6 protein-coding genes are annotated in these 4,926 nt (G+C 67.7%); 4 read left to right on the top strand and 2 right to left on the bottom strand.

Annotated elements, in window-relative coordinates:
- Positions 1 to 632: TetR/AcrR family transcriptional regulator (locus D7Y15_RS42265; RefSeq protein ID WP_148713023.1), on the bottom strand; the 632-nt coding region annotated here is incomplete at its 3' end.
- Positions 633 to 978: 346 nt separating this feature from the next.
- Here D7Y15_RS42265 and D7Y15_RS42260 point away from each other — a divergent pair.
- From D7Y15_RS42260 to D7Y15_RS42250, 3 genes are all read left to right on the top strand, one after another.
- Positions 979 to 1,449 (top strand): Lrp/AsnC family transcriptional regulator, encoded by a 471-nt coding sequence (locus tag D7Y15_RS42260; protein ID WP_120581260.1) that lies wholly within the window; start codon positions 979 to 981, stop codon positions 1,447 to 1,449.
- Positions 1,450 to 1,451: 2 nt separating this feature from the next.
- Positions 1,452 to 2,669 (top strand): PLP-dependent aminotransferase family protein, encoded by a 1,218-nt coding sequence (locus tag D7Y15_RS42255; RefSeq protein ID WP_121756093.1) that lies wholly within the window; start codon positions 1,452 to 1,454, stop codon positions 2,667 to 2,669.
- A 153-nt stretch (positions 2,670 to 2,822) separates the two neighbouring features.
- On the top strand, positions 2,823 to 3,569 hold the full coding sequence (locus D7Y15_RS42250) for an SDR family oxidoreductase (protein WP_120560256.1): 747 nt from the start codon (positions 2,823 to 2,825) through the stop codon (positions 3,567 to 3,569).
- 28 nt (positions 3,570 to 3,597) lie between these two features.
- Here the strand turns inward: D7Y15_RS42250 and D7Y15_RS42245 are convergent, their stop codons facing one another.
- Complete coding sequence (locus D7Y15_RS42245; RefSeq protein WP_120581261.1) at positions 3,598 to 3,957, bottom strand: helix-turn-helix domain-containing protein; 360 nt, start codon at positions 3,955 to 3,957, stop codon at positions 3,598 to 3,600.
- Positions 3,958 to 4,085: 128 nt separating this feature from the next.
- Here D7Y15_RS42245 and D7Y15_RS42240 point away from each other — a divergent pair, with 128 nt between their 5' ends.
- Positions 4,086 to 4,688, top strand: coding sequence for a malonic semialdehyde reductase (locus D7Y15_RS42240; RefSeq protein ID WP_121756092.1), 603 nt, complete (start codon positions 4,086 to 4,088; stop codon positions 4,686 to 4,688).
- Positions 4,689 to 4,926: the final 238 nt, after the last annotated feature.

Here is a 4,926-nt window from a genome sequence, read left to right as displayed (position 1 = left end):
GTCTGGAGATGGGTGCGCGCGGCGCCCGCGTCCGGGGGCAGGCCGTGGGTCAGGAGCGTCATCGCCGTGTCGAGCACGCGCTCCAGGCCCATGTCCTCCTCCCAGAGCACCCAGCGCATGCCCAGGAAGTCGCCAATGCCCATCAGGCAGTAGGCGAGCGCCTCTGGATCCATGCGGCGCACCTCGCCGGCCTCCATGGCCAGCGTGAGGCCGCGCACGTAGCCCTTGGCGAAGCGGTCGTAGTAGCGGCGATAGCAGTCCGCGTCCACGAACTCCGCCTGCCGCACCACGCGGTAGAGGTTGGGGTGCTGGCGCACGAACTGGAAGAAGGCGCGCAGGCCCTCGCGCTCCACTTCCAGGCGCGTGGTGCACGCGACCGTGGACTCCGCGATGAGGCGGCGCAGGCGCGCGCCCAGCTCGTCCACCACCTCCACGAAGATGGACTGCTTGTCCGGGAAGTACACGTAGAAGGTGCCCAGCGCGACGCTGGCCTTGCGCGTGAGGTCCGCGATGGACGCGCGCTCATAGCCCTTGTCGCCGAACACCGCCTCCGCTGCCTTCAACAACTTCTGCCGCGTCCGCTGACCGCGCGGCGTGACGGGGACTCGTTCTGAAGTTGAAGGGCGATTCATCTTTCAGGACGGGTAGCACCCGGCCGACCGCCCTGTCAAAAGCGGATGGATGGCTCCTTGCGTCAAAGACAGACACGGACGCGAGGCGTCAAACACCTCGCGTGCCATCCCCGGACCTTGAGCGGGGAAGTGTCCACCTCGCCCACCCCTCCCCGAGGGAGGACTGCCGCGGAGCCCGTCCGCCACCACCTTCCGCCTGGCTGCCTGGAGACTCGGGAGGTCGGGTAGGAGACCTTTCGCCGGCATCAACCATTTTGCATGCAAACGGACTTGCACTTCATGGCGGATGCATATAACTTCACCGTCGACTGACAGGTCCGCTTATAAAAATAAGGTTTTACACCCCATGGACCCCCTGGATTATCGCATCGTCGATATGCTTCAGCGCGATGGCCGGGCCACGCAGCTGGAGTTGTCACGTGGGGTGAAGCTGTCCCAGCCGGCGGTGGCGGAGCGCATCCGCAAGCTGGAGGAGAAGGGCATCATCACCGGCTACACGGCGCGCGTGGACGCGACGCAGCTGGGCAAGGACATCACCGCCTTCATCGGGGTGAGCATCGAGCACCCCAAGCACTTCGAGGGCTTCGCGCGGAAGGTGGCGGAGCTGCCGGACGTGCTGGAGGCCCACCGGGTCGCGGGGCAGGACTCGTACGTGCTGAAGGTGAAGACCGCGAATACGCGGACGCTGGACTCGCTGCTCGTGGAGACGCTGCGCACCATTCCAGGTGTGACCCGCACGAGCACCACCATCGTCCTGTCGACCCTGAAGGAAGACACGCACGTGCGTGTCCCCGATGAGCTGTTGAACGGAGAATGAACATGAGCGCGGACGCTATGAGTGCACCCCTGCCCCCTCCTCCGGCCTACCGGCTGTCCCAGCGCATGTCCCGGATGAAGACGTCCGCGGTGCGCGAAATCCTCAAGATCGCCGAGCGCCCCGACATCCTCTCCTTCGCCGGCGGCCTGCCCGCCCCGGAGCTCTTCCCCGTGGACGCCATCGCCAAGGCGTTCGAGGAGACCTTCGCCCGGGAGGGGCGCCCCGCGCTCCAGTACAGCACCACGGAGGGCTTCGCCCCCCTGCGCGAGTGGATCTCCTCGCACCTGGCGCGCAAGGGCCAGCACGTCCACGCGGACCAGGTGCTCATCACCAGCGGCTCGCAGCAGGGCCTGGACCTGGTGGGCAAGGTGCTGCTCGATCCGGGTGACCTAGTCGTGGTGGAGGACCCCAGCTACCTGGCGGCGCTCCAGACCTTCGGCGGCTACGAGGTGGAGTTCGCCACCGTGCGCAGCGACGACGCCGGCATGGACACGGACGACCTGGCGGCACTGCTGAAGAAGCGCGTGCCGAAGCTGCTCTACGTCATCCCCAACTTCCAGAACCCCAAGGGCACCACCCTGTCCCTGGAGCGCCGCAAGGCCCTGGTGCGGCTGGCGCAGGAGCACCGCTTCATCATCCTGGAGGACGACCCGTACGGCGAACTGCGCTTCAAGGGCGTGCACCTGCCGTCGCTGGCGTCGATGGACGACCAGGGCGTGGTGCTGTCCCTGTCCACCTTCTCCAAGACGCTGGCCCCCGGCCTGCGCCTGGGCTGGGTGACGGGGCCGCGCCCGCTGCTCAAGTCGCTGACCATCGCCAAGCAGGCCACGGACCTGCACACGGCCACGCTCGCCCAGCGCGCCACCGCGCTGCTGCTGGAGACCTTCGACTACGCGGGCCACATCCAGGCGCTGATGCCCGTCTACTCCGAGCGCGCCACCGCGATGCTGGCCGCGCTGGAGGCCCACATGCCGAAGGGCACGAAGTGGACCCGGCCGGACGGCGGCATGTTCCTCTGGGTGGAGCTGCCCCAGGGCCTGGACGCGGCCACGCTGCTGCCCCGCGCCGTGGAGCAGAAGGTCGCCTTCGTCCCCGGCGCGCCCTTCTTCGCCAACGACCAGAAGCCCCAGTTCATGCGCCTGAACTACTCCAACCGCCCGCCCGACCTCATCAACGAGGGCATGCGCCGGCTGGGCTCTGTCATCGCCGACGCGCTGTAGCCGTCCCCCGCGCCCCCAACGCACCGCGTCGGGGGTCCGGGGCTCATGAGAAGTTGAAGCTTGATTCAGGTTTCAGCCTCCGCGGCGCTGGCCAGCGCCCGTGCGGTGTGCGTACCCTGCGCGCGTTTTTCGGACACGCCCAAGGAGAGGCACATGCAGCTGAAGGACCTGAAGATCATCGTGACGGGTGGCGCGCAGGGCATGGGCGCGCACTTCGCTCAGCGCATCCACGAGGCGGGCGGCCAGGTGGCCGTTGGCGACGTCAACGAGGAGAAGCTCGCGGCGCTGCCGGCGGGCATCCACCGCCGCAAGCTGGACGTGTCCAACGAGCAGGACGTCACGGACTTCGTGCAGTGGGCCCACGGCGCCATGGGCGGCCTCAACGGCCTCATCAACAACGCGGGCATCCTGCGCGACGCGCTGCTCGTGAAGAAGGACCGCACCACCGGCCAGGTGAAGAAGCTGTCCACGGCGGACTGGAACGCCGTCATCGGCGTGAACCTCACCGGCGCCACGCTGATGGTGCGCGAGGTCGTCACGAAGATGGTGGAGACGGACCAGCGCCCCGGCGTCATCGTGAACATGTCGTCCATCGCGCGGCACGGCAACCGCGGCCAGTCCAACTACGTGTCCGCCAAGGCCGCGCTCGCCGCCAACACCGTCACCTGGTCGCGCGAGTTCGCGCCGTTCGGCATCCGCGTGGGCGCCATCGCCCCGGGCATGATTGAAACGCCCATGACGCAGGGCATGAACCAGAAGGCCCGCGACGCGCTGGTGGCCGCCATCCCGGTGGGCCGCATCGGCGAGCCGGAGGACATCTGGGTGGCCGTGAAGTTCATCGTGGAGTGCGACTACTTCAACGGCCGCACCATCGACGTGGACGGCGGTCACAACTTCTAGGCCGTCCGCTGTATCCGCGCCCCGGACTTCAGGCGCTCTTGCGCTTCCGGGGCGCGGCACGCGTGGGCTTCACGTCCACCCAGCGCTCCGCCCACTTGCCCAGCTCGTCGATGACCTTCCAGAACGCCTGACCCTTCTCCGTCAGGCGGTACTCGGAGCGGATGGGCGGGCCCGGGTCCACGTGGCGCTCGAGGATGCCCTCGGCCTCCAGGTCCTTGAGCCGCTCCGACAGGACGCGCTCGCTGATGGTGCCGATGCGCGCCGTCAGCTCCCCGAAGCGGCACGGCCCGTCCATCAGGATGCGCAGGATGACGCCCGTCCAGCGCCGCCCCAGCAGGTCGGCCGCCGACAGGAACCGCGCACACAGCGGGCTTGAGTCGTCATGCATCGTGCCACCTCCGCTCCGAGTATAGCGCCCGCCCCTTTCCACCGGCACTTACTTACTTTTTGGAAGTTACTTGCGAAATAAAAGTGACGCGGATAGCCATGGGGTGTTCGCAACGGAGGACATCACGCATGGCGACGACGAACACGGCCCTGGACACGGACTCGCTGGAACAGCTCTTCACGGAGGCCCGCACGCACTCGGGCTGGCAGGACCGGCCGGTGACGGACGAGACGCTGCGCCGCATCTACGAGCTGGCGCGCATGGCGCCCACCGCGGTCAACAGCCAGCCGGTGCGCCTGGTGTTCGTGAGGAGCCGCGAGGCCAAGGAGCGGCTCAAGCCCGCGCTGTCCCCGGGCAACGTGGACAAGACGATGCAGGCGCCGGTGACGGTCATCGTGGCGTACGACACCGCGTTCCACGAGCAGATGCCCAAGCTGTTCCCCGCGCGCGACATGAAGAGCGTCTTCGCGGCCATGCCCCAGGAGGCGCGAGAACAGTCGGCCTTCATGAACGGCACCCTGCAGGGCGGCTACGTCATCCTGGCGGCCCGCGCGCTGGGGCTCGACTGCGGCCCCATGGGCGGCTTCGACAAGGCCAAGGTGGACGAGGCCTTTCTCCAGGGCACCGGCTGGAAGTCGAACTTCCTCATCAACCTGGGCTACGGCGACCCGGCGAAGCTCTTCCCGCGCAACCCGCGTCTGTCTTTCGAGGACGCCTGCCGGATGGACTGACACCGTCCAATCCCAGACAGGGCATTGGTCCCTCCGTTCAATGGCATCAGGCGGCCACAATCCTGAGTTTCTAGGTTAATCAGGAAGAAGCTGCCCCGCCGTCAGTTCCACAGGGGTGAACGCGGCAAGCGAGCCTCTTCCCGGTGCGACAGCGCAGGCGCCCAGACGCGGGTGCTCGCCTTTCGCAAGGCGGCTTAGACCGCTGGAGGGCCGTCTTCCGTTACAAGGGGGGCGGGAC

This window comes from Corallococcus sp. AB030, from assembly GCF_003668965.1.
Classification (GTDB): domain Bacteria; phylum Myxococcota; class Myxococcia; order Myxococcales; family Myxococcaceae; genus Corallococcus; species Corallococcus exiguus.
Note: the sequence above shows the minus strand (reverse complement) of the source record. Positions and strands in the feature narration are given on the sequence as shown.

Excerpts from the sequence above, each read along its gene's own strand:
- D7Y15_RS42260 (WP_120581260.1), top strand. The coding sequence starts at position 979 with ATGGACCCCCTGGATTATCGCATCGTCGATATGCTTCAGCGCGATGGC.
- D7Y15_RS42255 (WP_121756093.1), top strand. The coding sequence starts at position 1,452 with ATGAGCGCGGACGCTATGAGTGCACCCCTGCCCCCTCCTCCGGCCTAC.
- D7Y15_RS42250 (WP_120560256.1), top strand. The coding sequence starts at position 2,823 with ATGCAGCTGAAGGACCTGAAGATCATCGTGACGGGTGGCGCGCAGGGC.
- D7Y15_RS42245 (WP_120581261.1), bottom strand. The coding sequence starts at position 3,957 with ATGCATGACGACTCAAGCCCGCTGTGTGCGCGGTTCCTGTCGGCGGCC.
- D7Y15_RS42240 (WP_121756092.1), top strand. The coding sequence starts at position 4,086 with ATGGCGACGACGAACACGGCCCTGGACACGGACTCGCTGGAACAGCTC.